The following is a 3,184-nucleotide window of genomic DNA, read 5'->3' as shown; positions in this document are numbered from 1 at the left end:
CCGGCGCCCGGGGCGCCGCGGCCCGGGCGGGGGCGGGGGCGGGGCGCGGGGGCGCCCCCCCGCCCCCCCCCCCCCCCCCCCGCGCCCCCCCGCCCCCCCCCCCCCCGGCCCCCGAGGCGCCGGCCCCCGCTCGCCCGCCGGGAGGAGGCCTGCACCGCCGGGTCCCCGGCGCCACCCTCACCGGCGCCACGCCGTCCGGCCCCGTGGCCCCCGCCCGCTCCGATCGCCCGCCCACCACGGCAGCGGCCCACCCGCCGCTGGCCGTCCCCGACCCGGACATCGCGCTGCTGACCCGGGTCCGAACCCTTCTGGAGGCCCGACTTTGAACCACTCTCCACCCGCGACCCCGCCGTCCCGGCCATGAGGCGGGTGCTCAAGCAGCGTGTCGGAAGGAGACAACTGATCGCCTTGGAGACCGAACTGCTCGCCGAGCTCCGCGCCGTCAAGCAGCGCGTCCCGCACCTCGCGGGTGGCCTGGTGGCCAGCGTGGACGGCCTGTTGGTCGCGCACGACACCCACGGGGCGGAACCCTCCGGCCTGGCCGCGATGACGGCGGCCTCGCTGTCGCTGGCCCAACGGCTCGCCGACACCACCGGCCAGGGCGAGTTCCGTGAGTCGCTGGTGCGCGGCGAGCACGGCTACGTCGCCACCTACGCGGCCGGGGGCAGCTGCGTGCTGGCCCTGCTGGCGCACCCGGACGTCAACGTCGGCCGGCTGCACCTGGAGGCCCGCCGCTCGGCCCAGCGGATTGCCGGGCTGCTCAGCGACAGCCTCCTGCCGAAGGACCCCCGCGACCCGGCCTGACCGGCCTGACCAGCCAGGCCCCCGGCCGATCGCACCTATCACCTCAGCACCCCACCACCGAAAGGGAGTTACCCAGATGACCGACGCAGCCGGCGCGCTCAAGCAGGCCATGACCAGCATCGAGGGCGCCATCGGCGCGGCACTCGTGGACTACAACAGCGGAATGGCGCTCGCCACCCTCGACGGCCCCGGCGGGCTGGACCTCAACGTGGCCGCGGCGGGGAACACCGACGTGGTCCGCGCCAAGATGCGCACCATGGACATGCTCGGCCTACAGGACGGGATCGAGGACATCCTGATCACCCTCAGCAGCCAGTACCACCTGATCCGGCCGCTCGCCGGCCGCACCGGCAAGGGCCTCTTCCTCTACCTGGCGCTGGACAAGGCGCGGGCCAACCTGGCGATGGCCCGCCACCAGCTCACCAGGATCGAGGCCGACCTGGAGGTCTGACAGGTCGGACAGGCGGACAGCTCGAAAAGCTCGGACAGGCCGGAGAGTCCGACCGGACGACGCGTCGGCCCGGCGCCGGCTCAGGCCGCGCCGGGCGCCGTCCACCGGACCTCGCCGCCCGGCAGCCCCGCACACACCGCCCCCTCGGCGGTCTCCACACTCCACGGCGCGAGCTGCGCGTGCGGCGGGACGGACAGCGCGCCGCCCTCCGCGAAGGCCAGCTCCAGGCCGCCGGCGAGGGTGATCTCGGCGGTGTCGACGGTCCGGCCGACGAGCGCGAGCAGGGTGCCGGTCGGACGGACGGTCAGCGCCGGAAAGTAGTGCTCGACCTCCGCCGGGGCGGTGAAGGAGGGCGCGGCGAGGCGGAACTCGTGCGCCACCCGGACGGTCACCGGTCCGTCGAGGGTGAGGTCCAGTCGGTCGCCGCCGCTGACCGACGCCACCCGGCGGCCGGCCAGTGCCTCCGTGATCCCGTGCTGCGTGATCCCGTTCTGCATGGCCCCAGTGTGACCCACCCGACCCGGCCTTGTCCGCCCTGCCCAACAGCCCCGCCCGACCGGCCGGTCCCCCTGCCGCGCCCTCCTGAACCCTCCTGAACCCTCCTGAACCCGCTCGACCCGCCCGCCCGCCGCTACCCGGCGGCGCGTCCGCGCACCAGCTCGGCCGGCCCGCCCGCCCGCTCCCGCGCGGCCAGCGCGGCGGCCGTCCGGGCCCAGGACGGGCCGGTCAGCAGCGCCCGTGCCTCGGCGGGGCCGCAGAGCCGCCACTCCACCAGCTCCTCCTCCGGCAGCGCGATCGAACCGAGCATCCGTTCCGTCACCGTGCCCCCGTCGAACACGGACACCAGCACGGCGGTGTCCCGCCCGGTCGCCGGGTCGGCCTCCGGGTCGGCGGCCGCCCCGGGCTGCCAGTCCAGCGCCAGCAGCCGCCCCGGTTCGACCTCCCAGCCGAGTTCCTCGCGGATCTCGCGTCGGACGGCCGCCCTGGGCAGTTCCCGGTCCGCCTCGATCCCGCCGCCCGGCAGCGTCCAGTACGGCACCCGGCCGCGCGGCCCGTCCCACGGCCGCAGCCGGACCAGCAGGACCCGCCCGGCGTCGTCGGTGAACAGGGCCCGCGCCTTGGCCCGGATCCGCGGGCGGGTGGCGATGTAGGTGGCCCGGTCCATCGGCGGCTCGTACCCGGGCCCGCCGGGGGCGGAGCCCAGGGCGGGCGCGTCGGCCAGCCCGGTGTACGCGGGCGGCGGTTCGTCCGCCGGCAGGTGGTCGAGGGTGTGCCCCACGGGCCTGCTGTCCTCCAGCTCCAGCGGACCGGCCGACCGCGGCGCCCGCAGGCAGGCCGTGACCCGGCGGGACAGCAGGGGCGGCAGCGCGTGGCCCGCCTGTTCTGGGGTCAGCCAGGCCCAGCCGCCGACCTCCGCCGCGTCCGGCCGGATCGCCGCGGCCTGTTCGGCGGTGAGCGGCTGCGCCCAGTACAGGTACGCGGCGATCGGCGGCCGGAAGTGGTCGAGCGTCCAGTCGACGCAGGCCAGCGGCCCCAGCCGGGGCGTGAACCCGAGTTCCTCCACCACCTCGCGCAGCGCGGTCTCCCGGGGCGAGCGGTCCTGCGGCTCCCACCCGCCGCCCGGGATCGCCACCGGATGCTTCCGGTCGTACGGCAACCGCACCACCAGCACCCGCCCCCGCTCGTCCGGGAACAGCACCCCCGCCGCCGCCAGCAACTCCCGCCCGCTCCCGGATGACGCGTCCACCGCTGCTCCCTCCGTCAGGCCCGGTTCGAAGGCCGTGTTCCCCCGACGACTCGGCGGACCCCTTTCATGGTTCCCCCCACGAGCCGTCCTAGAAGGCTGATGAAGATCTTGGGTTGATCCGGGCCGTGCTGTCAGGTGGTGGCCTGGATTTGCCAGGTCGTGCCGTTGTGGGTGAGTCCGAG

The 3,184-nt window shown here is 76.2% G+C and carries 4 protein-coding genes; 2 read left to right on the top strand and 2 right to left on the bottom strand.

All coding sequences use genetic code 11. The features are described 5' to 3' along the window. The first annotated feature begins 360 nt into the window (after nucleotides 1-360). A complete protein-coding gene (locus ACFV6I_RS38670) occupies nucleotides 361-804 on the top strand; it encodes a roadblock/LC7 domain-containing protein (protein ID WP_363370967.1) in 444 nt (147 codons plus the stop codon). 76 nt (nucleotides 805-880) lie between these two features. After that, nucleotides 881-1,255, top strand: coding sequence for a hypothetical protein (locus tag ACFV6I_RS38665; protein WP_063350272.1), 375 nt, complete (start codon nucleotides 881-883; stop codon nucleotides 1,253-1,255). Between the two features lie 80 nt (nucleotides 1,256-1,335). Here ACFV6I_RS38665 and ACFV6I_RS38660 read toward each other — a convergent pair whose 3' ends face one another. Together ACFV6I_RS38660 and ACFV6I_RS38655 are read right to left on the bottom strand one after the other, a co-directional pair. After that, the gene (locus ACFV6I_RS38660) at nucleotides 1,336-1,752 is read right to left on the bottom strand and encodes a DUF6188 family protein (RefSeq protein WP_063350273.1); all 417 of its coding nucleotides are present in this window, start codon (nucleotides 1,750-1,752) and stop codon (nucleotides 1,336-1,338) included. 134 nt (nucleotides 1,753-1,886) lie between these two features. Further along, nucleotides 1,887-3,002, bottom strand: coding sequence for an NUDIX domain-containing protein (locus tag ACFV6I_RS38655; RefSeq protein ID WP_380342463.1), 1,116 nt, complete (start codon nucleotides 3,000-3,002; stop codon nucleotides 1,887-1,889). Nucleotides 3,003-3,184 lie beyond the last annotated feature (182 nt).

It is taken from the genome of Kitasatospora sp. NPDC059803, from assembly GCF_042732255.1.
Taxonomy (GTDB): Bacteria; Actinomycetota; Actinomycetes; order Streptomycetales; family Streptomycetaceae; genus Kitasatospora.
This window is presented reverse-complemented; position numbering and strand designations above follow the sequence as displayed.